20 protein-coding genes are annotated in these 21,488 nt (G+C 62.5%); 10 read left to right on the top strand and 10 right to left on the bottom strand.

The window, feature by feature from the left end:
- Nucleotides 1-59: 59 nt before the first annotated feature.
- Nucleotides 60-1,193, top strand: coding sequence for an alpha-D-ribose 1-methylphosphonate 5-triphosphate diphosphatase (locus tag P0D80_RS05315; RefSeq protein WP_408281832.1), 1,134 nt, complete (start codon nt 60-62; stop codon nt 1,191-1,193).
- 61 nt (nt 1,194-1,254) lie between these two features.
- On the opposite strand, the gene P0D80_RS05320 is transcribed toward P0D80_RS05315, so the two are convergent.
- From P0D80_RS05320 to P0D80_RS05340, 5 genes are all read right to left on the bottom strand, one after another.
- Nucleotides 1,255-1,701: a lytic transglycosylase domain-containing protein gene (locus P0D80_RS05320; RefSeq protein ID WP_408281834.1), complete on the bottom strand. Its 447-nt coding sequence runs from the start codon at nt 1,699-1,701 to the stop codon at nt 1,255-1,257.
- 18 nt (nt 1,702-1,719) lie between these two features.
- Entirely contained in the window at nt 1,720-2,127 is a 408-nt protein-coding gene (locus P0D80_RS05325) for a hypothetical protein (RefSeq protein ID WP_408281836.1), read from the bottom strand.
- On the bottom strand, nt 2,124-2,432 hold the full coding sequence (locus P0D80_RS05330) for a hypothetical protein (protein WP_408281837.1): 309 nt from the start codon (nt 2,430-2,432) through the stop codon (nt 2,124-2,126). Before P0D80_RS05330 ends, P0D80_RS05325 begins: the two co-directional genes overlap by 4 nt.
- A gap of 343 nt (nt 2,433-2,775) precedes the next feature.
- Nucleotides 2,776-4,590, bottom strand: a complete 1,815-nt coding sequence (locus P0D80_RS05335) for a diguanylate cyclase domain-containing protein (RefSeq protein WP_408281838.1) — start codon at nt 4,588-4,590, stop codon at nt 2,776-2,778.
- Nucleotides 4,590-5,738 carry an ABC transporter substrate-binding protein gene (locus P0D80_RS05340; RefSeq protein WP_408281839.1) on the bottom strand — a complete coding sequence of 383 codons (1,149 nt, stop codon included), beginning with the start codon at nt 5,736-5,738 and terminating at the stop codon, nt 4,590-4,592. The genes P0D80_RS05335 and P0D80_RS05340 overlap by 1 nt, the downstream gene beginning before the upstream one ends.
- 477 nt (nt 5,739-6,215) lie before the next feature.
- On the opposite strand from P0D80_RS05340, the gene P0D80_RS05345 reads away from it, so the two are divergent.
- The 3 genes from P0D80_RS05345 (at nt 6,216) to P0D80_RS05355 (ending at nt 8,995) form a co-directional block, all read left to right on the top strand.
- Nucleotides 6,216-6,458 carry a hypothetical protein gene (locus P0D80_RS05345; RefSeq protein WP_408177016.1) on the top strand — a complete coding sequence of 81 codons (243 nt, stop codon included), beginning with the start codon at nt 6,216-6,218 and terminating at the stop codon, nt 6,456-6,458.
- A 378-nt stretch (nt 6,459-6,836) separates the two neighbouring features.
- Entirely contained in the window at nt 6,837-7,619 is a 783-nt protein-coding gene (locus P0D80_RS05350) for an ABC transporter substrate-binding protein (protein WP_132382224.1), read from the top strand.
- A 260-nt stretch (nt 7,620-7,879) separates the two neighbouring features.
- Nucleotides 7,880-8,995, top strand: coding sequence for a succinylglutamate desuccinylase/aspartoacylase family protein (locus P0D80_RS05355; protein ID WP_408177015.1), 1,116 nt, complete (start codon nt 7,880-7,882; stop codon nt 8,993-8,995).
- Between the two features lie 123 nt (nt 8,996-9,118).
- Here P0D80_RS05355 and P0D80_RS05360 read toward each other — a convergent pair whose 3' ends face one another.
- Entirely contained in the window at nt 9,119-9,925 is an 807-nt protein-coding gene (locus P0D80_RS05360) for a MetQ/NlpA family ABC transporter substrate-binding protein (RefSeq protein WP_408177014.1), read from the bottom strand.
- Nucleotides 9,926-10,220: 295 nt separating this feature from the next.
- Between P0D80_RS05360 and P0D80_RS05365 the strand changes: the two genes are divergently transcribed.
- Together P0D80_RS05365 and P0D80_RS05370 are read left to right on the top strand one after the other, a co-directional pair.
- Nucleotides 10,221-11,375 (top strand): porin, encoded by a 1,155-nt coding sequence (locus P0D80_RS05365; protein ID WP_132382218.1) that lies wholly within the window; start codon nt 10,221-10,223, stop codon nt 11,373-11,375.
- A gap of 297 nt (nt 11,376-11,672) precedes the next feature.
- Nucleotides 11,673-12,488 (top strand): class II aldolase/adducin family protein, encoded by an 816-nt coding sequence (locus tag P0D80_RS05370; RefSeq protein WP_408281840.1) that lies wholly within the window; start codon nt 11,673-11,675, stop codon nt 12,486-12,488.
- A 90-nt stretch (nt 12,489-12,578) separates the two neighbouring features.
- Here P0D80_RS05370 and P0D80_RS05375 read toward each other — a convergent pair whose 3' ends face one another.
- A complete protein-coding gene (locus tag P0D80_RS05375) occupies nt 12,579-13,520 on the bottom strand; it encodes an AraC family transcriptional regulator (protein ID WP_408281843.1) in 942 nt (313 codons plus the stop codon).
- Nucleotides 13,521-13,789: 269 nt separating this feature from the next.
- Here P0D80_RS05375 and P0D80_RS05380 point away from each other — a divergent pair, with 269 nt between their 5' ends.
- From P0D80_RS05380 to P0D80_RS05390, 3 genes are all read left to right on the top strand, one after another.
- Nucleotides 13,790-14,530 carry an SDR family oxidoreductase gene (locus tag P0D80_RS05380; protein ID WP_408177009.1) on the top strand — a complete coding sequence of 247 codons (741 nt, stop codon included), beginning with the start codon at nt 13,790-13,792 and terminating at the stop codon, nt 14,528-14,530.
- Nucleotides 14,531-14,559: 29 nt separating this feature from the next.
- Entirely contained in the window at nt 14,560-15,321 is a 762-nt protein-coding gene (locus tag P0D80_RS05385) for an SDR family NAD(P)-dependent oxidoreductase (protein ID WP_408281844.1), read from the top strand.
- A gap of 72 nt (nt 15,322-15,393) precedes the next feature.
- A complete protein-coding gene (locus P0D80_RS05390; RefSeq protein WP_408281847.1) occupies nt 15,394-16,242 on the top strand; it encodes an SDR family oxidoreductase in 849 nt (282 codons plus the stop codon).
- A gap of 149 nt (nt 16,243-16,391) precedes the next feature.
- Here P0D80_RS05390 and P0D80_RS05395 read toward each other — a convergent pair whose 3' ends face one another.
- From P0D80_RS05395 to P0D80_RS05405, 3 genes are all read right to left on the bottom strand, one after another.
- Nucleotides 16,392-16,964, bottom strand: coding sequence for an OsmC family protein (locus P0D80_RS05395; protein ID WP_408177006.1), 573 nt, complete (start codon nt 16,962-16,964; stop codon nt 16,392-16,394).
- 45 nt (nt 16,965-17,009) lie between these two features.
- Nucleotides 17,010-17,942 (bottom strand): hypothetical protein, encoded by a 933-nt coding sequence (locus P0D80_RS05400; protein WP_408281849.1) that lies wholly within the window; start codon nt 17,940-17,942, stop codon nt 17,010-17,012.
- A gap of 404 nt (nt 17,943-18,346) precedes the next feature.
- A complete protein-coding gene (locus P0D80_RS05405) occupies nt 18,347-19,717 on the bottom strand; it encodes an MFS transporter (protein WP_132382202.1) in 1,371 nt (456 codons plus the stop codon).
- Nucleotides 19,718-19,979: 262 nt separating this feature from the next.
- Between P0D80_RS05405 and P0D80_RS05410 the strand changes: the two genes are divergently transcribed.
- The gene (locus P0D80_RS05410) at nt 19,980-21,485 is read left to right on the top strand and encodes an efflux transporter outer membrane subunit (protein ID WP_408281850.1); all 1,506 of its coding nucleotides are present in this window, start codon (nt 19,980-19,982) and stop codon (nt 21,483-21,485) included.
- Nucleotides 21,486-21,488 lie beyond the last annotated feature (3 nt).

Here is a 21,488-nt window from a genome sequence, read left to right on the forward strand (position 1 = left end):
GGCGTCAACACAGCAACCACACAGCCACACTCAAGTCTGACTGACTACGGAGCAAGTCGATGTTGATCAGGAACGCTCGCATCGTGACGCGAGACGAAGTATTCACCGGCGTGCTACGCGTCGAAGACGGCGTGATTCGCGACGTCGAGCGCGGCACGACCAGCGCGCGCGAAGCCGAAGATTGGGACGGCGACTATCTGTTGCCCGGTCTGATCGAACTGCACACGGACAATCTGGAGAAGCATCTCGCGCCGCGTCCGGGCGTGCAATGGAATACGGATGCCGCCTTCGTGATCCACGACGCGCAAGTGGCCGCGGCCGGCATCACCACGGTGTTCGATGCGCTCGCCATCGGCTCGCGCACGAACGTGGGGCTGCGGGGCCGCGACTTGCAGACGCAATGCGCCGCATCGCTCACACGGTTTTCCGAGCGCAAGCTGCTGCGCGCCGAACACTTCCTGCATCTGCGCTGTGAAATCGCCACCGCCGACGTCGTGGAAGTGTTCGACTCGCTGTGCGCGCATCCGCTGCTGCGGCTCGCCTCGGTGATGGATCACACGCCGGGTCAGCGTCAGTGGCACGACCGCGAGCAATGGCGCCGCTTCCAGGAACGCAACGGCAAGCTGAGCGACGAACACGTCGCGACCGCGCTCGCCGAACTGTCGGTCGAACAGGCGCGTTACGCCGATACGCACCGCCGCGAGATCGTCGCGCGCTGCAACCGCCTCGGCATTCCGGTGGCGAGCCACGACGACACGCTGATCGAACACGTCGAGCAGGCCAAGGAGGAAGGCATCGTGCTCGCCGAATTCCCGACCACCCGCATCGCCGCCGAGGCCGCGCGCGCACACGGCATTTCGACCATCATGGGCGCGCCGAACATCGTGCGCGGCGGCTCGCATTCGGGCAACGTCTCGGCGCTCGAACTGGCGCGAGCCGGCTTGCTCGATATCCTGTCGTCGGATTACGTGCCGTCGAGCCTGATGACCGCCGTGTTCGAACTGGTCGACAAAGCCGGCTGGACCTTGCCGCGAGCGATGGCGACGGTCTCCGCCGAACCGGCGCGCACCGCCGGTTTGCACGACCGCGGCGCGATCGAAGCGGGTTTGCGCGGGGACTTCGTGCGCGTGACGATGCTCGATAAGCTGCCGGTGCCGCGCGCGACGTATCGCGGCGGGGCACGGATCGTTTGAAGGCTTTTTTATAGGGCTTTTATTGCTCGCCGGGCTCGCGATGCGCGGCTCGCGAGCATCCTCATGGCGTGGACGGCAGTTGCCCCCACGCCACCAGCACCTTCTGAATCCCACGCGCATACGCATCGCGCTGCTTTGGCGTTTCCGAGTGGTAAGCGCCGATCGCGCGCCACGTATTGCCGTGCTTGACCATCTTCTGTTTCAGCAGCCAGGCGGCCACGTACACGTTCACGCACGGATCGATCAGCGCGCGATGCGGCACGCCTTCGCGCGCGAGGTCGTCGAAGTGAATCGAGTTGATCTGCAGCTGACCCACGTCGATCGAACCATTTGCGTTCTGGCGTATCGCGCCCGCGTCGCCCTTCGATTCGTACCACGCAAGCGCGCGCAGCACCCATGGGTTGACGCCCTGATACGCCGCGGCTTCGTTGAAGCAATCGTCGGCTGCTTGCGCGACGCCGCACACCGACAGGCAGGCGAGCGCAATAAGGAAGATCTTCAAGGACATGACGCATCCTTCCGCTAGTTAGTGATAAAGAGTGGCGAGCGTCGGGTCGCCGCCCGATTTACTGGCCAACGCCTGATCGATCTGTCGTTGCACGGAGTCGAGATAGGCACGCGAGGCGTCGGACACGACGATGCGCACGACCGGGCCCGGCGGACTTCTGCGCTCCTGCGTCTGAGCCGCCCCATGCGGCTTCTTTCGACGCGTAGCCGGTTTGAGCGGCAAGTCGTCGTCGGTTGCGGGCGGAGGCGGAAGCATGGCGAGCGACGGCAACGGCGGATAAACCTTGTCCGCCGCGGCGGGAAATGCTGCGGGAAATGCGCCGGCGGATTGCAGGTCCGCGCCCGGCTGGCCGGCAAAGGCCGGCGCGCTCAGAAGCGCGGCCAGCGCCAGCAAAATGATGCGAACCGTCACGGTGCCCTCCATCATTGAACCGTCCTGATCGACACGCTATACGGCTGACCCAGTCCGGCGGTGCGGTTCTCGAAGTTCACGCGGGCCGTGCGCTGTGCGGGCACGCCCTTCCATACCGCCTGATTCAGGTACGCAAAATCCTGCCCCAGCGCGGTCACGAGAACGACCGTGGACTGCGGCTGCGCGGCGGCCAACGCGCCCGCTTTGGCGAGCACGGCGCTGAGTTGCGGATCGCGCGCGCCGAGCGCGTCGGGCGGAATGTCGAAACTGATCACCTCGTTCGGCGCTTTGTCCGTATGGGCCGCAGTCGGCGGAGGCATCTGGGCGCACCCGGCGAACGCGAAAACGGCAGCCAACAACCCTATCTGTCGCTTCACGGCAATCTCCCGTCAAATCCGTTGCTATATCGGAGTTTTCGGCAGGCCCGCGGCAAAGTTGATATGGCGGAAACGCTTCGCCGAAAATCAAAAAGACTTGCCTCAAGATCGGCGCAAACGATTGCTTCGACGCTCGGCAAAGCGAGGATCGAGGCAAAGTTGCCTCGCGGTTTTGCTGGGGAGAGAGCAGCAGGCGACGCGATCAGAAAGCAATTAGAAAGCAACCGGCAAGCAACCGGCAAGCAGCCAGCAAAGCTGGGCGTGCAGCTCAAGCGTAACAGGCGCATCAGGTCGTCGGCTTGGCCTCGCGCCCTTCCGTTGCGCCTACGTCTGCCTGCGCGTGCGCCTGCTCGAGCTGTTCGCGGCGGCGCATTTCGAGCACGACGTGATAGCGCATATAGGCGCAGCGTCCGCCGGATTTGGCCGCGTACATCGCGGCGTCGGCGTTGAGCAGCAACTCCTCGGCCGTGCCGCTGTCGTCGGGGAACTGGCTGATGCCGATGCTCGCGCCCACCGTCATGCCCTGCCCGTCCACGCGGAGTTCCTCGTTCAACGTCGCCATGATCCGCGAGGCAATCGCGGGCGCCGCCTCCGCCGAGCGCGGCCCCTCGATCAGCACGATGAACTCGTCGCCGCCCAGACGCGCCACCACATCCGCGGAACAGAGCACCTGCTTCAAGCGGCGCGCCACCGCGACGAGCACCTTGTCACCGACGGCATGGCCGAACTGGTCGTTGATCTGCTTGAAGCGGTCCAGGTCGACGAACAGCACGGCCAGCCCTTCCTCGCGCCGCGTCGCTTCGTCGATTGCGCTTTCGAGCTTCTCCATGAACAGCACGCGGTTCGGCAGTCCGGTCAGCACGTCGTGCGTGGCGAGATGCACGAGCTCGCGTTGCTTGGTGTGCAACACGTCCATCTGCGATTTGATTTCGCGGCGCAGCCGGTCGAAGCAGCGCGCCAGCACGCCGATCTCGTCGGTCCGTTTGAGCGGCAGCGTTTCCATGGCGTGCTCGGCGAACAGATGCGTCGCCGCGTACGCGAGAATGTGCAGCGGCTTGGTCAGCGCGCGCGCGAACAGAACCGCAAGGAACAGCGCCAGCACGCTGAAAATCAGCACCATGCGCACGATTCTGTTGCCAAGCAGATTCGCGCCGGACAGCACGTCTTCGAGCGGCTTGGCCAGACCGAGCACGATGAAGCGGTTGCCCTCCAGATCGCCGAACGGCCTGCGCACGAAAGCGAGCACCTGGCCGGCGGCCTGCCGTGGCCGCCCAAGGCCGTTGACCAGCACCTCGCTTTGCGTCTGCTCGAACAGCGGCTTGGTGACGGAGAAACTGTCCTGCATCAGCACGCGCCGGCCACGATCGAAGCCGAAGGTTTTCGACGCATCCGGATTAACGAGGAAATCGCCCCACTCGTTAGCCAGATAGACCTGATAGTCGCTCGGCAAATCGCTTTGCAGGCGCTTGAACAAACCCGCCAGATCGATGTCGATCACGATCACGCCCACCACCGCGCCATTGACGTTCGACACCGGCGTGCCGACCCGCAAGGTCGGCTTGCCCTCCGCGGCATGCGTGCCGTACTCGTGGTTGACCGAGATCGGCGAGGTGTAGATGCGGCCCGGCGAAAACGCCAGCGTGTCGAACACGTACGCGAACTGGCCTTTCTCCTGCAGCTTGTTGCCTTCGACCCGCACGAGGCCGTCGGCGTCGCGGTCGAAGCGCACCAGTTCGAGTCCATAGTGCTGGCGCGTGATCAGACGGACTTGCAGGTACTCGGGGTGATGCACCATGAAACTGGAATACACCTGCGCCAGCCGTTCGCGCGCCACGTTCGGGCCGATACCGTCGTCGGTCTGCGCGACCTCCGCCGTGGACGGCATGCTCGCGAGCACAAGCGCGTCGGCGGCGACGTCGTCGATCGAGGTGGAAAAGCGCTGGCCGAGCAATTCCGTCGACGTAAGCAGGCTGCGCTCGGCTTCGTTCACGAGCATCGTGCGGTTGGCGCGATACGCGTAATAGCCGGTCGCGCCGGACGCGAGCACGCCGATGCACGCAAGCAGCACGGATAGTTTGAAGGTCAGCCCCGGGCGTATCATCAAAAACGCTCCGACCGGTCCCCGGACACGATTCTGGCCCACAGGTCCTCGCGCCGCTGAATATCTTCGACCGGGCCAATCCACACGATGCGCGCGTTATCGCTGTTTTCCACGGGCGCCGTCAACGTGTTGGCGAGTCCCTGGCGTTGCGTCAGCAAAGCGCTCACGTCCGGTTCGAGCATGTAATTGATCCACGCGAGCGCCAGCGGCTGATCGGCCGCCGCGCGTGTCATCGACCAGCAATCCAGCCACGCGAGCGCGCCTTCGTCGGGAATCACGTAGCCGACGTCGGCGCCCGCGCGGCGCAGCAATTCGACCTGCTGGGTGCCGTAGTTGCCGAACATCAGCGCAGCCTTGTGCTGGATGAAAAACGCGGTCGCCTCCTCGGGCAACGTGTAATAGGTCAACAGATTGCGGCGCAGATCGACGAGCTTGTGCGCGATCGCGCGCATCTGCGCGGCATCGAGTTGAAAAGGATGGGGATAGCCGAGCGCCAGCGCCGTGAACGAGAAATTGTGCTGCGCGCTGTTGAAGTCGAGCACCTTGCCGCGGTAGCGCGGATTCCACAATTCGCGCATGGAGCGCGGCGCCACGGCGACCTGCTTGCGGTCGTAGATCAGGCCCATCGACGAATACGTGAACGGAATGGCGTACGCCTTGCCGCCCGACGTGATGCCGCCGATCGACGCGAGCGCCTGAAAGCGCGGCAATTGTTTTTTGGTGTTCGGCAAGCTGGCGAGATCGAGCGGCGCCAGCAGATTCGCCTGCGTGTAGCGCTGGATTTCCGCGGTATTGGCGGCGAGCACATCGAACGGCGGCGCATGTTTGGCGTGCATCTGCGCCCACAGCGCCTCGTCGGAATCGACCAGCGTCACTTCCACTTTGGCTTGATAACGCGCCTCGAAATTCTTGACGACGTCGGCGTCCGCGTAGCCGGGCCATGCCAGCACGCGCAGAATCTTTTCTTCGGCTTTAACCGGCGACGCCAAACAAACGCCCAGGCAGATAACCGCGCCAATCAGAAATGTTAAATATCCCGAACAAACGCCGCGACACGACAAACGCGCGCGCGCCAAGGCGGCAGCGATTCGTGAATGGAAGAATCGTTTACAAAAGCGCTTTTCATCTGCCGTCAACATCATGTGCATAACCAACACCGTTTAGCAGAAGGCCTTTCCGACGAGCGCAAACACGCGGACTCGATCCGCGGACGGGGTGCTCGGTGACTTTCTTCAGACAGATGCGCTCGATGCTGCGTGTAGCGGAGCGCGAGGAGCATCGATGATAGCGCTAAGGAAACCATTTTTGGTTTTTGGCTTAGCCAGAGTCGAAAAAATATCCGGTCGGACGTGATGCATCAAAGCCGCTCAACTGCATTTAACGGCACTTTATGCGGAAACTTTAACTCGCCGCCTATCGATTGAAACGCGCGCAAGCGCTGTAATAGCGCGCGATTGTCCGCGCTTAATAACGCCATTCGGAGATAGAGGGCCGTCTCTAAAGAACCCCGCGCCGGTGCCGATAAACTCTCTTGCCCAGTCCGCCGCCGGCGGTCGACGGCAGCGTCGCCGGATGTCGCGCGGCCTGTCTTGCGGGCAGTCGAAGAGTCGGACAAGAAACAGACAATGCGCTTGAGCAAAACAGAGTGGATGTGGGTGGCCGTCGCGGCCGGGTCGATTGGGTGCTTCGGCAGTTGGCTTCAGGGCGAAATGAACCGGGCCGCGCTCGCGCGCACTGAGCGCGAGACGCCGGACATGCGCGGCACCTGCGCGGGCATGTCCGCGCAGGAGGCGCAGATGATGGACAAAGGCGAACTGTGGTGCGGCGAGGTCGGCGCCGGGCGCGCGGATTCGCTGGGTAAGCAGTAAATAAGGAGTAAATGGCCGGTTTTTAGTCCGCCGCGCCCGAGTGGCTTGAATCGCGCGTCATTCGGCCGAACTGCAATACGGACGCAATTAGCCAACTTCATTACTACGCGATTACATGCGCAAGGCGAGCGGCCATTCCATCCAATACGCATCACGGCCGCTTTTGAATCTCCACCACACTTGGACCTTAAAAGCTATCCTCCCGCGCCATCCGGTGTTTCACTAGCTACCCAATCTTTTTGAACTGATAAGCTTGGCGCGCGCTGCTGGCCGCCCCGGCTGGCAGCTTCAACCCAAGCCCGGTCGTGAGTCGCGCCGGGTGACTCGCAGCGGTACAACCGCATGCGGGCGTATTTGAACTACACGAGGAGTTAAACAGTGAAAAAACTGCTAGCGGCTTTGACGGTTGCTCTGCTTGCTACCGTTTCGATTGGCGCACACGCTAAAGAGTGGTCGACCATCCGTTTCGGCGTTGACGCCAGCTATCCTCCGTTTGAGTCGAAGGGCTCGGACGGCAAGCTCGTTGGCTTCGACATCGACCTCGGCAATGAGATCTGCGCGCGCCTGAAGGCCAAGTGCGTGTGGGTCGAAAACGACTTCGACGGCATGATCCCGGCCCTGAAGGCGAAGAAGTTCGACGGCGTGCTGTCGTCGATGTCCATGACGCCGCAACGCGCCGAGCAGATCGCCTTCTCGAACAAGCTGTTCAACACGCCGACGCGCCTCGTCGCGAAGAAGGGTTCGGGCATCCTGCCGACGGCCGACTCGCTCAAGGGCAAGACGGTTGGCGTGGAACAAGGCACGATCCAGGAAACCTACGCGAAGACGTACTGGGAAGCGAAGGGCGCGAAGGTCGTGCCGTATCAGAACCAGGACCAGGTCTACGCCGACTTGCTGTCGGGCCGTCTGGACGCAGCGCTACAAGATGCGGTGCAAGCTGAAATCGGCTTCCTGAAGACGCCGCGCGGCGCCGGCTTCGACTTCGTCGGCAAGAACCTCGACGATCCGAAGATCCTCGGCAACGGCGCGGGCATCGGCATGCGCAAGGAAGACACCGATCTGAAGGCGAAGATCGACAAGGCGATCGCCGACATCATCAAGGACGGTACGTACAAGAAGCTCGAGAAGAAGTACTTTGACTTCGACGTGTACGGCAGCTAAGTTGCCAACTCAACCAGCCATGCGCGTCTGACGGCGCGCCTGCCGGTTTGCCGAAACGGGCTCCGCCACATGCGGAGCCCGTTTCATTTGCGGCGCCGCATAAAACCACACACTGCGTCATATCGGCTAAGATCGTGCGATCGAGGCGCCCGCAAGGCGCCACCCGCCGGCCCCGAGACTGACCGGCCGCCAAGCAAGTTTCCCCACTGTTATCAACGAGATAGCGCGGCACGCCCCACCTCGCCGCGGATTTGAAAACTATGCAAACCCAAACCCATCCGCTGATTGCCCCGACGCTCGGCACCGCCCGCAACCTCATGAGTTTCCACTACGGTCCCGGCGGCGGGCAGAAGATCTACATCCAGTCGTCGCTGCATGCCGACGAGTTGCCCGGCATGCTGGTGTCGTGGGCGCTGCGCCGCAAGCTGGCCGCGCTGGAAGCCGCCGGCAAGCTTCGCGGCGAAGTCGTGATCGTGCCGGTGGCCAATCCGATCGGCCTGAACCAGCACTTTCTCGGCCATCTGACGGGACGCTTCGAGACCAACACCGCGCAGAACTTCAACCGCAATTTCCACGATCTGTCGGCGCTGGTGCAGCCGGTGATCGAGTCGCGCCTGACCGACAACGTCGACGCCAACCGCACCGCCATCCGTACGGCCATGCGCGAGGCACTCGACGCGCAACAGCCGGCAACCGAACTCGAATCGCAGCGCCTCGCACTGCAAAAGCTCTCGTACGACGCCGACATCGTGCTCGATCTGCACTGCGACTGGGAAGCCGCGATGCACCTCTACACGAATCCGGATCTGTGGCCGGAAGTCGAGCCGCTCGCCTGCTACCTGGATGCCAAGGCCTCGCTGCTCGCGCTCAATTCGGTGGGCAACCCGTTCGATGAAATCCACAGCTTCTGCTGGTCGGATCTGCGTGGCCGCTACGGCGACCGCTTCCCGATTCCGAACGGCTCGATCTCGGTCACGATCGAACTGCGCGGCCAGCGCGAAGTGTCGTACGAGTACGCCGAGCACGATGCCCAGGCGATCATCGAATACCTGACCTCGCGTGGCGTGATCGACGGTACGGCCGCTCCGCTGCCGCCGCTCGAATTCGCCGCCACGCCGCTCGCCGGCGCCGAGCCGATCGTCGCGCCGATGAGCGGCGTGCTGGTGTATCGCTGCGAAGTGGGCACCTGGGTCGACGTGGGCCATGAGATCGCCGATATTGTCGATCCGCTGACGGAGCAAGTCGTCACGCTGAAGAGCAGCGTGGCCGGCGTGCTGTACGCACGGCATTTGACGCGCTTTGCGACGGCCGGCCTGGAGTTCGCGCGCATCGCCGGCGCGAAGGCGTTCCGCAGCGGCTCGCTGTTGAGCAACTAAAGCGCAACCGTGGACGGTGCCGCGTTGCCGCGCATTGCACCGGTAAAAGCTTGAGCCGAAAGACAAATCGCCCGCTGTTTCAGCGGGCGATCTGCTTTTGCACTCCGTGTGTCGAAGCCGCGCTCAGAAGGCCGGAATGATCGCGCCTTTGAATTGCGTATCGATGTACTTGCGCACTTCGTCCGACTCGTACGCCGCCACCAGCTTCTTCACCCACGGCTGATTGCGGTCCTGCTCGCGCACCGCGATCAGATTCGCGTACGGGCCTTTGAGGTCCTCGATCGCGATCGCGTCTTTGGTCGGCTGCAGGCCGGCCTTGACCGCGTAGTCGGTATTGATCGACGCCGCGTCGAGATCGCCGAGCGCGCGCGGCAATTGCGCGGCGTCGAGTTCGACCAGCTTGATCTTCTTCGGATTCTCGGCGACGTCGAGCGGCGTCGCGTTCACCCCGTTCGTGCCGACGCCCGGCTTGAGTTTGATCACGCCGTACTTCTGCAGAAGCAGCAGCGCACGGTTGCCGTTCGACGGATCGTTCTGGATGCCGACCTTCGCTCCTTCCGGCAAGTCCTTAAGCGACTTGAGTTTCTTCGAATAGAAGCCCATCGGCGACACATAGGTCAGGCCGACGTTGACGATCTTGTAGCCGCGCTGCTTGATCTGGCTGTCGAGAAACGGCTGGTGCTGAAAACCATTGGCGTCGAGATCGCCCGCGTCGAGCGCCGCGTTCGGCTGCACATAGTCGTTGAATTCGATGACCTTGACGTTCAGACCTTCGCGCGCCGCCACTTTCGTCACGACCGTCCAGATTTGCGCGTCGGGACCGCTCATCGTGCCGATCTTGAGTTGTTTGTCGTCCGCGTGCGCGAACGTGGCCGTGAGCGAAATGGCCGCAATAGCGAGCAGGTTCTGGATGATTCTCCGGCGTTGCATGCGTTGCCCCACGTGTGATTTGTTGATAGGCGCGCATCGTCGCATGCGGCCGGGGCGCCCGAAACCAATCGTTTTTCACACGCTTATATGCACGATCCGGAAAAAGCTTATACGCGCATGGCCTGCGTGATTTGAGCGGGCAGCGCCATGTGAGTGTCGCGCCGGCGCGACAGATTTCAAAAATAACCCATGCTGTCACATACCTTACTCTGCGTTCCCTTAAATTTCGGGCCATCGCACGACCTGACCAAAGAGTTCGGCGCCGCGATCGCTTAATTTTTAATCGGAGAAAGTCTTGAACAAGAAAGTATTGACCGCCGCTACTCTCGCCGTCTTCGCCACCGCCGCCCACGCGCAAAGCAGCGTCACGCTGTATGGCTTGATCGATGCCGGTATCAGCTACGTGAACAACTCGAAGACCGCAACGGGTCACGACAACCTCTTCAAGTACGACGACGGCGTTTCGCAAGGCAGCCGTTGGGGCCTGCGCGGCACGGAAGATCTGGGTGGCGGCCTGAAGGCGCTGTTCGTCCTGGAAAGCGGCTTTAACAGCGGCAACGGCACGCTCGGCCAGGGCGGCGCGCTGTTCGGCCGTCAAGCTTATGTCGGTCTGTCGAAGGACGGCATCGGCTCGCTGACGTTCGGTCGCCAGTACTCGTTTTCGACGGACTATCTGGGCGGCAACTACTCGACCGGCGGCCAGACCGTCGCGGGTAACTACGCTTACCACATCAACGACGTCGACCAGTTGACGTCGAGCCGTATCAACAACGCAGTCAAGTTCAGCAGCGCGAATTTCGCGGGCCTGACCTTCGGCGCGATGTACGGCTTCTCGAACCAGGCAGGCGCATTTGCCGGCGCACCGACGGTCGGCACGACCGCCGGTTCGTCGCGTGCTTATAGCTTCGGCGTGAACTACGCCAACGGCCCGTTCGGCGTCGGCGCGGCTTACACGGACATCCGCTTCCCGGGTCAGGCAACGCCGGCCTTCTCGACGGCGATGGCCAACGTGACGACCGGCACGGTGCGCGATCTGCGCACGTTCGGCGTCGGCGGCCGTTACTCGATCGGCGCAGCGACGCTGTGGGCGTTGTACACGAACACGCGCTTCGAGCCGATCACGGGTGGTTCGACGACGTTCGCCGCCTATGAAGCAGGTGCGAAGTACGCGTTCACGCCGGCTCTGACGGCAGGCGCGGGCTACACGTACATGCACCTGAGCAACGCGAACACGGGCCACTGGAACCAGGTGGACCTGAGCGTCGACTACGCGCTGAGCAAGCGTACTGACGTGTATGCACTGGGTATCTACCAGATCGCTTCGGGCCACAATGCGGCAACGGGCGATGTGCAAGCGCAGATCGGTTCGAGCACGAGCTACTTCAATACGTCGGGCACGGGTTCGGACAACCAGTTGGCGTTCCGCGTCGGTATCCGTCACAAGTTCTAAGCGGGTCTCTCTCGGTGGGGAACGCGAGTTTCCTGCTGGATCGAAGTTCTGAAAAACGCCCTGCGGGGCGTTTTTCTTTTTGGGCGAGTTCTTTTTTATCGGAGATCATTCGCCCCATTGCTTTTGGCTTCCGTTAACGGCACGAGACCATGCGCGAGCATGGTACGGTCCGACGGACTGGTCCTCGCCGACGATAACGGCGTATTGTTTACCGAAGCCGCGACGCTTGCCAACCCGCCTCGCCGCCAGCGAACATTGCGCACGTGACAGCAAGTGCGAACCTCGGAGCCTTCTCAAATGCAAACGTCCCAATTATCCGACCCCACGGTGGAATCGCGCGCTGCACGCAGCACGCGATCCGATAACGAGCAGCATGTGCGGGAAGAACTGGCCGCGCTTTACCGGCTCGTCGCGCATTTCCGCATGACGGACATGATCGACACGCACATTACCGCGCGTCTGCCGAGCGCGCCGGGTGAGCCAGCCGCCTTCCTGATCAATCGCTATGGTGTCCTGTTCCACGAGATGCGCGCTTCGGATCTGGTGAAGATCGATCATCAGGGCAAGGTCGTCGACGAGCGCGCGCAAACCGAGCCCGCATTGTTCCGCGTGAACGCCGCGGGTTTCACGATCCACTCGGCGATTCACGCCGCGCGGGACGACCTGCATTTCGTGATCCACACGCACACGGCCGCCGGAACCGCTGTATCCGCTCAGGAACAAGGGCTGCTGCCGATCAGCCAGCATGCGTTGAAGTTCTACGGCAAGCTCGGCTACCACGATTACGAAGGCATCGCGCTGGAACTCGGCGAACGCGAACGTCTGGTCCGCGATCTCGGCACCTGCAAGGCGATGATCCTGCGCAATCACGGATTGCTGGCCGCAGGCGCCACGGCCGCCGAAGCATTCCACGAGATCTACTTCCTCGAACGTGCCTGCCAGGCGCAGATTCAGGCATTGGCCGGCGGCAGCGCCTTGCGCATCCCGTCGCGTGAAGTCTGTGAACTGACCGCGAGCCAGTTCGCTCGCGAGGATTCGGCGGAAATCGCGGAGCTGGCGTGGCAAGCCGCGCTCCGTCTGATCGACGACCCGAAATCCGATTACCGCAGCTAGCGCCATTCTCCGTTGCCGTTGCCTTTGCGCTCAGCGCCGATGCCCGGTCTGAGCGCCGTAACTCGCGCGCAGCATGAGTGAAGCGGGCTATCAGTGAGACGCGACAAAATCGTCGATCTTCGCGGCGGGCGAAAGCGCGAAAGACGCTCGCATGTCCCGAGCCTCGTCCACCGGCGAGCGGCCAAAAAACCGCTTGAATTCGCGGCTGAACTGCGACGGGCTCTCATAGCCGACTCGCGCCGACGCAGACGCGGCAGTCAAGCCGTCGCGGATCATCATGAGGCGCGCTTGATGAAGCCGCGTCGACTTGATGTACTGGATCGGAGAAGTCTGCGTGACGGCCCGAAAATTGGCGTGAAAAGCCGGCACGCTCATGCCGGCCTCGTCGGCGAGACGGCTGACATCGAGTGGCTCGGCAAAGTCCGTGTGGATCCGCCGCAGCGCCTTGGCCACCCTGCCGAAGCGGCCTTGATGGGCGAGCGCCGCTCGCATCGCCGCACCACGCTCCCCCACCAGGACCCGATAGCAGATTTCGCGCACGATTGCCGGCCCGAGCACCTGGGCATCGAGCGGCGAGCTCAGCGCCCGTAGCAGGCGCAACGTAGCGTCGGCAAGATCGCCCTCCAGCGGCGTGGAGACGATCCCAAGCGGCGTGCCTTGCTGCTGGCACGCCGATTGATCGATCGCCAGAATCAGGTCGGTCAGATCGGTGAGATCAAGCCGCAGCGACACGGCCAGCATCGGCTCGGACTCGCTCGCCTCGGTTTCCGTCGAAAACGGCAGCGGTACCGACAGAATCAGGTAGTGCTGCGCATCGTAGACGTACACCTCTTCGCCCAGAAAGCCCAGCTTGCGCCCCTGGCACACGATCACGATGCTGGGTTCGTACAGCACGGGCGTGCGCCCCAGCGGCCGGTTCGAGCGCATGAACCGCACCGACTCCAATGCGGACTGGGTGTACCCCTCATTCGGCGCCAGGCGCCCAAGCAGGCTCACCATTCTTGTGGAAACCGGGTTGTCGGCTACGGTCACGAGAACTCCTTTTTTTGCGAGGTCAGGTTAAGCGATTCCGCCGGACTCGATCAACGGGCAACAGCCCACGTCGATAGGAATAGGCAATACCGCCATTGTCGCGTGTATTCGCACGCAGGTGGCCGGCTCATAAGATGGGTCATCGGTTGCACAGTGCTGCCGAAGGTCTCGAGAGAGACGCCGCCGCGATTGCCCTGCTTCGTGATGTACGGCCTTCGCGGCGCCCCTCGGACAAAACCTGCACGAACTATCGGAACGGAGAACGCACCATGACAACGCAAACCAACCAACCCAAGGTCATCCTCATCACCGGGGCAAGCAGCGGTATCGGCGAAGCAACGGTTCGGCTGCTCGCTGCCCAGGGGCATCAGCTCGTGATCGGCGCACGGCGCACCGAACGACTCGCGGCGTTGGCCGAGACAATCCAGGCGAGCGGCGGCTCGGTTCATTATCGGGCACTCGACGTCACGTCCGCCGCCGACGTGAACGCTTTCGCCCAGTTCGCGCTAGACACCTTCGGCCGTATCGACGTGATCGTCAACAACGCCGGCGTGATGCCTTTGTCGCCTTTGAGTTCGCTCAAAGTGGACGAGTGGAATCGCATGATCGACGTGAACGTGCGCGGCGTGTTGCACGGCATCGCCGCGGTACTGCCGACCATGGAGCGGCAGGGGTTCGGCCAGATCATCAATATGTCCTCGATCGGCGGGCTGGCCGTCACGCCGACCGCCGCCGTGTACTGCGCCACCAAATTCGCCGTGCGCGCCATCTCGGATGGATTGCGGCAGGAAACCGACAAGATTCGCGTGACCGTGATCTGCCCCGGCGTCGTGGAGTCGGAGTTGGCCGATTCGATCTCCGACGAAACGGCGCGGGCCGCAATGCGTGACTTCCGCCGGATCGCGTTGACCTCCGACGCCATTGCGCGCGCAGTCGCCTACGCGATCGAGCAGCCGGCGGATGTCGACGTGAGCGAACTCGTCGTGCGTCCGACGGCAAGTCCCTTCTAAGCATCCCCTTCCCCCAGGAGAAATTCATCATGACCTCATCTGCATCCACAGACCAAATATTCGCCGGCAAAGTCGCCATCGTCACTGGCGCGGCTAGCGGCATCGGACTCGCCACCACCGAGCTACTGCACGGCCAAGGCGCCACCGTGATCGCCGTCGATCGCGGCGCCAATGTCGAAGCGTTGGCCCAGCCGGGGATCGTGCCGCTCATCGCCGACGTCGCGCATGAAGAAAGCGCGGTGCGTGCGGTGTCGACAGCGACAGAACGCTTCGGGCGGCTGGACATTCTGGTCAACAACGCGGCCATCATCATCAACAAGCCGGTCGTTGACATGACGCTCGACGACTGGAACGGCATTCAGGCAGTCAATTCCACCGGCGCGTTCCTTTTCTCGCGCGAGGCAATGCGCGCGATGATGCCGGCGAAGACGGGCGCGATCGTCAACGTGGGTTCATATGCGTGTTATCAGGCGTTTCCGCTGATCGCCGCTTATGCGGCGTCGAAAGGCGCGCTCGCCCAGTTGACGCGCGCCATGTCGCTCGAAGCGATCGATCACGGCATTCGCGTCAATGCGGTCGGATCGGGCGATGCGGTGACGAACATCACGAACCACATCCACGAAGACGGGCCGGCTTTTCTCGCCGCGCATGGCAAGAGCGCGCCGATCAAACGGGCGGCCGATCCGCGGGAAATCGCCGAAGTGATCGCCTTCCTGGCTTCCGTTAAAGCCAGCTATATCGTCGGCGCGGTGGTGATGGCCGATGGCGGAATGAGCGTGGCGCTCAAGTAATTCATGGCCGAGTTCCTTTAAACAATTGGCCTCCATTAATTTCGCATGACTGATCTATCAAAGGACATCATCATGAGCAAGTCTGCAAAAATCTGGTTTGTCACCGGCGCGTCGAAAGGCGTCGGCCAACGACTCGTACGGCAACTCCTCGCGCGCGGCGATCGCGTCGCGGCGACCTCGCGAACCGTAGCGTCGCTGACCGAAGCGATCGGCCCGGCTTCCGGGCAGTTTCTTCCTCTGCAAGTGGATCTCACCGACGACCAGAGCGTGCGATGCGCTATCGCCAGGACGATTGAAACCTTCGGCAAGATCGATGTGGTCGTCAACAACGCCGGCTATGCGCAACAAGGCACCGTTGAAGGGCTTTCGGACGAGGAGCTTCGGCAAAACTTCGACATCAACCTGTTCGCCCCGCTGACGGTGCTGCGGCATGCGCTTCCGCACCTGCGTGCCCAGCGCGGCGGGCACGTGATCAATATCGCTTCGATTGTGGGTTTCCAGGGCGGCTACGCCGGCTGGGGCAGCTATGTGGCAAGCAAGTTCGCCATCGCCGGCCTGACGGAGTCGCTGGCCGCCGAGGTGGCCGAGTTCGGCATCAAGGCAACGGTGGTGTATCCGGGGCCGGTGCGCACGGAGTTTTTGTCGAGTGGCGCGCTAGCGGTGGCCAAACGGCAGATCGATGAATACACCGAGGCCAAGGCATCGCTCGATCTGCACCTCGGCACGCTGCACGGTCGTCAGGCAGGCGACCCGGACAAGCTGGCCCTGCTGATCATGCAGGCGGTGGACGTAACAGAACCCCCGTTGCACCTGTTCGCCGGCAAGATTGCGAACGAACTGGCGGCGCAAAAGATCGCGGCGGTCCAGCACGATGTCGACGCCTGGAAAGGCTCTTCCGAAGCAACGGATTTCGTCGAGTAACTTCAAGCCTGAACACCTGGCGAAAAGTTGGAACCGGTGAACGTCGGTGAACGCGTATGACCGTTCACCGGACAGCTGAGTTGGCGATCCGCAGTTGGAAGGCGGCGCGACGGAAACGATTCGAGTCGCGCCGCCCTACATCGCGAAGCTCACCCGACCAGAAGCGTGGGTTTCAAGGAGACGGCATTCGCCAGATTGTAGAAGTTGGGAGAAGTGGCCATGACAGCGTCGTGGATTTCGGCGAACTGTTCCTTGGTACCGCTGCCCTTGATACGAACGGTATAACGCAGGCTCTCGTAGCCGTTTGCCACCTTCGGGTCGAGCCCGAGAAAGCCTCTAAGGTCGATGTCGCCCTCCGTTTCAATCTCGAGAGATTGGAGCGTGATTCCGCGAACAGCGCACTGCGCCACGTAACCCACCGTCATGCAAGCGTTCAGCGCCGCGATCAGATGCTCCTGAGGATTGGCGAACTGGTTCGAGCCGCCGAGTTCGAGAGGTTCATCGATATCGATCGTGAATCGACGCGACACGTCCTGCCCTCCGATCGCGAACCCCTTTACCTCGGAGTGACTCCGGGCCTGGCCCTTCCAGGTCGTGGCAACGCGCCAACTGGTGTTGGCTTTCGACGCATCGCCCTTGACGCCTTCGATCAGGGAGAACAGGTCGTCGACGTTGAGGCCGTTGACGATGTTAGTTTCATGGGTCTGTGCATTGGCATTCATGTTCCATCTCCTGGACAAACGTGGGTTGTTCAGCTTCAGAAAGTCTTATTGCAGGGTGGCGAGCGCAGTCTGGATGCGCATGGCCTGGTCTTCGGAAATAAGGCTATAAAGCACCTCCCTGAAATGAGGGTGCCGTACACCCGAGTGGATGTATTGCCACCGGTAGGCCTCGAGGAAATTCGCTTCGATCGACAGCGTTTCCGCTTCATAGACCGCGCGGCCGCAGTTGGCCACGAAGTAACGCGCGTCGGCTACGGCCTGCGCCTGCAGAATGCCGTCGATCGCGACGACCAGTTCGATGAACTCGTCAACAGCCTTGTCGCGATCGTTGGCCGTGACAGTGGCGTCGTGACGTTCCCATTCGAGCTCGTCGAGAATGGCGTGTTGACTCTCCTCCTTCCAGTGGTAAAGGAATACATTCTTGAATAGTTCGGAAAGCTGACCGTCTGGATCAATGCTATGGCGATAGTGAAGCTGCGTGAACAGTTCGATATGCAGCGTCAGCGCCAGCACGGCCCAGGTGCTCTTGCCGAGGACCACGGCGGCAATGGCATCAGGGTCGACGTTGAAGCGATAGCCAGCGGGCAGCGTTTCACCGACCAGCATGTCGATGCGGCGAAACAGCGCCTGATGCTTAAGCTCCTCGTCGCTAAAGCGGACCAGCGCCTCGAGCGCCACCTGGTCGCCAAGCCAATAGTCACGGCTGACTTCCAGCACCTTGGCGTTGATGAAGCGCTCCACCAGTCCGAACACGTTGGCATACGTGCGTCCCTGAATCTGGCTGACAAAAAGCTTCTCGCTATCCGAGAGCGTGATGAAATTCGGAGCCAGCGAGAGTCCGTCTGGCAAATACTTCTGCGACGTGTCAAAGGTGCGGCCTCGAATCACGTCACGGTCGATGTCCCAGCTGACCATCTTTGAAGCGCGAATGCACCGCGCGTAACGATCGCGGTCGGTGAGTCGCGATACTGCATTCATAGCATTTCTCCCAATATGGATCGTCATGCGGCGGGGGCCGTGAGCGTTCATCTACCGGCCTGAAGGCAGGCGGCTGACCTGGCATTCCGGTGGCTCAAATGTACGATTGGGAGACGCGAGGTTCTATGATCAGGTCGCCGTAAGATATGACTGAAACGCCTGATCAGATTCGACGCATGTGAAGGAACGTTGCGTCGGGCATGGCACGGGGCACGCTGGCAATCTGGCCAATGGGCGCAATGAGCCACCGGTCAGGTCGTGCGCCCGCGGATGTTGTCGAGGCATGTAGGACCAGAGGTAACGGGAATTAGCGTGGTGGAAATGAAGACAGGCACTGCGAACCCGGCCCGGCCCGACCCGCTCTGACCGCGGCCTATTGATGGAAGCCGCGGCAAGCCGACTAATCATGCGGCTGGAGTGGCGTGCCCGCTATCGCCCATCGTCCGCGCATCGTCGTATTCCTGCGAGATGTCTTTGTTCGTGTAGTCACCCAGCCGCGAAGCGGCGATCAGGCTGAGCACCGAGCACACCAGCACATAGCCGGCGATCGCATAGCCCGAATGGTAGTAAGCGAAGAGCGCGGTCGCAATCAGCGGCGCGGGGCCGCCCGCAATGACCGAAGCCAACTGGTAGCCCATGGACGCCCCGCTGTAACGCAGCCGCCCCGTGAACGATTCGGCGATCAATGCAGCTTGCGGACCATACATCATTGAATGCGGTACCAGCGAGAGCACGATGGCCGCAAAGATCCACATTGGATTCCTGGTGTCGACCATGCCGAAATAGAGGAAGCCGAATACGCCGACAGCGGCGGCACCGATCATGTACATCCGCCGCCGCCCGATCAGATCGGACACATGGCCAAACAGCGGGATGGTGACGAATTCCAGCACGGAAGCCGCCAGCACCGCCGTCAGCAGCAGGTCGCGTGTCACGCCCAGCGTCGTGACGCCATAAGTGAAGACGAAGGCCGTGAAAATGTAGAACGGTGCCTGTTCCGCCATGCGCGCAAAGGCCGAGAGAAGGATGTCTTTCGGCTGGCGGCGCAATACCTCGAGCATCGGCGTCTTCTCGATCTTGTGTTCGGCGAGGAGCCGCGCGAAGATCGGCGTCTCGAGAATATTCAGTCGGATGTAGAGGCCGATCGCGACCAGTACGATGCTGAGGAAGAAGGGAACGCGCCAGCCCCACGTCAGGAAAGCGCTGCCGGAGATCTCGCTCATGGCCAGCACGGCGAGGTTGGCCAGGAACAGTCCCGCCGGCACCCCGAACTGCGGCCAGGAGGCGACGAAGCCGCGGTGCGCGTTGGTGCGTGCCCATTCCATCGACATCAGGACCGAGCCACCCCATTCGCCGCCGACGCCCACGCCCTGGATGAAACGCAGCACCGTGAGCGCGACGGCGCCCCAGATGCCGATCGTCGCATAGGTCGGAACAAAGGCCACGGCAAACGTGGCGAATCCCATCAGCAACAGCGTGACGATGAGCGTGGCTTTACGTCCGATGCGATCTCCGTAGTGGCCGAAAATAGCCGCGCCAACCGGCCTCGCTATAAAGCCGACGGCGTAAATCAGGAAAGCTTGCAGTGTGCCGACGAGTGGGTCTGATCCGGGAAAATACAGCTTCGCGAAAACCAGGCCGGTGACCGTACTGTAGAGGAAGAAGTCATACCATTCGATCGTAGTGCCAATCGTGCTGGCGATGACGGCGCGGCGTAACTGCCGCCGAGCGTCCTGATCGGAGAGGGGCGTCGCCCCGGATTGCGTGGCAGCCATTTGATCCCCCGAAAAAAAGGGCGATATTCCAGTATAGACCGTTTGAGCAATGGGAGATCCCGGTGGCGGCAGGTCGAGCGCACTGCCTACGTGATCTCGTGTGCGAGCGCAGCAATCGACCGTGCTAGGCTACGCGTAGCTATCGTCCCGCGTGGTAAATTCCGGCGTCAGGCAGGAAAAGAAACACCGAACGTTCACGTTGCCCGAATATCCGCGTCCGCTCGCTCGTTTAGTCAGAACGCAGGCGATATAAGGTGGATCGATGACCGACGTTACCCCGCGTATTGTCCGGCAGCGGCGCCTGTGCGTCGCGCTATGCGGCTGCGCCGCAGTGGCCGGCTGCATGGTCGGTCCTGACTACCGCTCTCCCTCCGCGCCCGCTACCGACACCTACACCGCTTCGCCGCTGCCCGAGCAGACGGCCTCTTCCCCGGGAGCCGCCGGCTTGCCGCAGCGCTTCGTGCCGGGACAGGACATTCCCGCCGCCTGGTGGGCGCTCTTTCATTGCGAGCCGCTCGATACGCTGATCCGTCAGGCGCTCGTCAACAGTCCGAACATCGCGGCGGCGCAAGCGGCCCTGCGGCAGGCGCGCGAGAACTTCTCGGCGCAAGCGGGCGGCACCCTTCTGCCCAGCGTCGACGCGCAACTCGGCGCCACGCGCGAAAAATTCAACGGCGTCACATTCGGCGAGCCCGGACTCGTCGAGGAGTTCAATCTCTACAACGCATCGGTGAACGTGTCGTACAAACTCGACGTGTTCGGCGGCACCCGGCGCGCACTCGAAGCGGTGCACGCGCAAGTCGATTACCAGCGCTTCCAGTTGCAGGCGGCCTATCTCGCGATGTCGGCGAACATCGTGACCGCGGCCGTCAAGGAAGCGTCGCTGCGCGCCCAGATCGAGGCGACCGAGCAGATCGCCGCGCAAGAAGACGAGCAACTGGGCGTACTCGGCAAGCAGTTCGAACTTGGGGGCGTGGGCCGTACGACGGTGCTCGCGCAGCAGACCCTGTTGGCGCAGACCCGCGCTACGCTGCCGCCGCTGCAACAACAACTCGACCAGGTGCGTCACCAGCTCGCCGTGCTGGCCGGCAAACTGCCCAGCGACACCGCGTTGCCCGAATTCAGGCTCGAGATGTTTTCGTTACCCGAAACGCTGCCTGTCAGCCTGCCGTCGGCCCTGGTGCAACAGCGGCCCGACATTCTCGCCGCCGATGCCGTGCTGCATCAGGCCAGCGCGCAAATCGGCGTGGCCACCGCGGCGATGTATCCGCAGATCACGCTGTCGGCCAGCTACGGCGCCGAGGCTCTGACGCCGGCACAGGTGTTCAAAGCCGGCAGCACGATCTGGAGCATCGGCGCCGGCCTGCTGCAACCGGTCTTCCACGGCGGGCAACTGAGCGCGCAGAAGCGCGCAGCCGAGGCGGCGTACGAGCAGGCCGACGCGCAATATCGTGAAACGGTGCTGCTGGCGTTTCAGAACGTCGCGGACTCGCTGCGCGCGCTCGATCACGACGCGACCGGCCTGAAAGCGCAGACGGATGCCTGGCATGCCGCCAACGACTCGCTGGAACTCACGCGTGGGCAGTACCGCGTCGGCGGCGTGAGCTATCTATCGCTTCTCGATGCCCAACGCCAGTACCAGCAAACCGTGGTGAGCCTCGCTCAGGCTCAGGCAGCCCGCTACGCCGACACCGCGGCCCTCTTCCAGGCGCTCGGTGGCGGCTGGTGGAACGCCGCCGCGCCGGCCACCGCCGCGACCACGCATTGACGC

The organism is Paraburkholderia sp. RL17-373-BIF-A, from assembly GCF_046030175.1.
Classification (GTDB): domain Bacteria; phylum Pseudomonadota; class Gammaproteobacteria; order Burkholderiales; family Burkholderiaceae; genus Paraburkholderia.

Excerpts from the sequence above, each read along its gene's own strand:
- P0D80_RS05355 (WP_408177015.1), top strand. The coding sequence starts at position 7,880 with ATGCAAACCCAAACCCATCCGCTGATTGCCCCGACGCTCGGCACCGCC.
- P0D80_RS05325 (WP_408281836.1), bottom strand. The coding sequence starts at position 2,127 with ATGATGGAGGGCACCGTGACGGTTCGCATCATTTTGCTGGCGCTGGCC.
- P0D80_RS05380 (WP_408177009.1), top strand. The coding sequence starts at position 13,790 with ATGACAACGCAAACCAACCAACCCAAGGTCATCCTCATCACCGGGGCA.
- P0D80_RS05410 (WP_408281850.1), top strand. The coding sequence starts at position 19,980 with ATGACCGACGTTACCCCGCGTATTGTCCGGCAGCGGCGCCTGTGCGTC.
- P0D80_RS05360 (WP_408177014.1), bottom strand. The coding sequence starts at position 9,925 with ATGCAACGCCGGAGAATCATCCAGAACCTGCTCGCTATTGCGGCCATT.
- P0D80_RS05405 (WP_132382202.1), bottom strand. The coding sequence starts at position 19,717 with ATGGCTGCCACGCAATCCGGGGCGACGCCCCTCTCCGATCAGGACGCT.
- P0D80_RS05400 (WP_408281849.1), bottom strand. The coding sequence starts at position 17,942 with ATGAATGCAGTATCGCGACTCACCGACCGCGATCGTTACGCGCGGTGC.
- P0D80_RS05390 (WP_408281847.1), top strand. The coding sequence starts at position 15,394 with ATGAGCAAGTCTGCAAAAATCTGGTTTGTCACCGGCGCGTCGAAAGGC.
- P0D80_RS05320 (WP_408281834.1), bottom strand. The coding sequence starts at position 1,701 with ATGTCCTTGAAGATCTTCCTTATTGCGCTCGCCTGCCTGTCGGTGTGC.
- P0D80_RS05330 (WP_408281837.1), bottom strand. The coding sequence starts at position 2,432 with ATGCCTCCGCCGACTGCGGCCCATACGGACAAAGCGCCGAACGAGGTG.
- P0D80_RS05335 (WP_408281838.1), bottom strand. The coding sequence starts at position 4,590 with ATGATACGCCCGGGGCTGACCTTCAAACTATCCGTGCTGCTTGCGTGC.
- P0D80_RS05370 (WP_408281840.1), top strand. The coding sequence starts at position 11,673 with ATGCAAACGTCCCAATTATCCGACCCCACGGTGGAATCGCGCGCTGCA.
- P0D80_RS05345 (WP_408177016.1), top strand. The coding sequence starts at position 6,216 with ATGCGCTTGAGCAAAACAGAGTGGATGTGGGTGGCCGTCGCGGCCGGG.
- P0D80_RS05395 (WP_408177006.1), bottom strand. The coding sequence starts at position 16,964 with ATGAATGCCAATGCACAGACCCATGAAACTAACATCGTCAACGGCCTC.
- P0D80_RS05340 (WP_408281839.1), bottom strand. The coding sequence starts at position 5,738 with ATGCACATGATGTTGACGGCAGATGAAAAGCGCTTTTGTAAACGATTC.
- P0D80_RS05315 (WP_408281832.1), top strand. The coding sequence starts at position 60 with ATGTTGATCAGGAACGCTCGCATCGTGACGCGAGACGAAGTATTCACC.
- P0D80_RS05385 (WP_408281844.1), top strand. The coding sequence starts at position 14,560 with ATGACCTCATCTGCATCCACAGACCAAATATTCGCCGGCAAAGTCGCC.